This is a genomic window from Acinetobacter towneri (genome assembly GCF_001758345.1).
GTDB lineage: Bacteria > Pseudomonadota > Gammaproteobacteria > Pseudomonadales > Moraxellaceae > Acinetobacter > Acinetobacter towneri_A.
In genome coordinates this window covers 1-1,227 of sequence record NZ_MKQS01000055.1, presented here as the reverse complement: position 1 = coordinate 1,227, position 1,227 = coordinate 1, and the positions used below count along the sequence as shown (strand labels likewise).

2 protein-coding genes are annotated in these 1,227 nt (G+C 32.8%); both read left to right on the top strand.

Annotated elements, in window-relative coordinates; translation table 11 throughout:
• Positions 1-236 (top strand): integrase core domain-containing protein (locus BJN41_RS13955; RefSeq protein WP_010591700.1); only part of this gene is annotated, 236 nt, incomplete at its 5' end.
• Between the two features lie 794 nt (positions 237-1,030).
• Positions 1,031-1,227: helix-turn-helix domain-containing protein (locus BJN41_RS13950; protein ID WP_034683890.1), on the top strand; the 197-nt coding region annotated here is incomplete at its 3' end.

Here is a 1,227-nt window from a genome sequence, read left to right as displayed (position 1 = left end):
TCAGTATGGATGGTAAAGGTCGATGGGTAGATAATGTGATGGTTGAACGATTATGGCGGAGCGTTAAATATGAAGAGGTGTATCTCAAAGCTTATAGCAGTGTCACAGATGCGAAAAAGCAATTAAGTGCATATTTTGAGTTTTATAATTTGAAACGACCTCATTCGAGTCTAGACAAAATGACACCAAATGAGTTTTACTATGATCAGCTACCCCAACAAAACAAGGTGGCTTAACTAGAGCGGAATATCACTTATAAATACGCTTTTAGTTGTTCAAACAAGTGGGACCACCTCTTTTGATGCTGATGCACAATATTTTGATCAAATTCCGAGCATTATTGAATATCAAAATTTGCGTTTTAAAGTGGTGAGTAAAGAGCAAAAGCGTTTACATCTAATTGATGAAAATGAAGAACATCAAACCATCATTGTTAGAGTTCTAGTGATTTAAAGGTATATCAATCTAAATTAGACAGAGACTCAATATAACATCAGACAAGTGGAGCGTATTAATGTTAGTGCTTTCCCATTTTAGCAAAAGAAAAAGCAAAATGAAGAATATTAGATGATCATTTCTGAAGCCAGACTGGGTTTGCTAGAGTTAGATCAGAAATAAACTTGGCGTAAATTCTATCATTCGATGCTTTTTAATGGCTGTGTTAAAGGTGAAAAATAGACTTAAAAGTAATTTTTTGCCACTGTTTGTTGGTGATATGACGATAAAATAATCAAACGAAACATAGCTGTAGTTTCTTAGTTTTCCCACATTCCCATGTGGGATTTTTTTGTTTTAAATTTAGTCTAGCGCAGTATTTACCAATATAAGTCATTATTTTTTATATATAAAAGTGAAACAAATTAAAGATCAAGATAAGATGAATTGTATAAAAAACTCTCAAAATTCGATTTGGTTTTTCAGTATTTAGATGTATTAGTTCAGACTTGATCGTACATTCTTCTTGAAAAAGAGAAAGTTACCCGTTTTGATAAAGGTGTCGAAATCTTAATCAAACAAAGGTAACTTTCTTATGTTGCATACTAACAATCAAATCATTAAACACAAAGTAGGTCTGCTCAATTTAGCTGAAGAGCTTCAGAATGTATCCAGAGCATGCAAAGTGATGGGTGTTTCAAGAGATACATTTTATCGCTATCAAGAGTTAGTGAAGTCTGGTGATATTGACGCACTGATCAATAAATCCCGTCGAGTACCAAATTTAAAAAA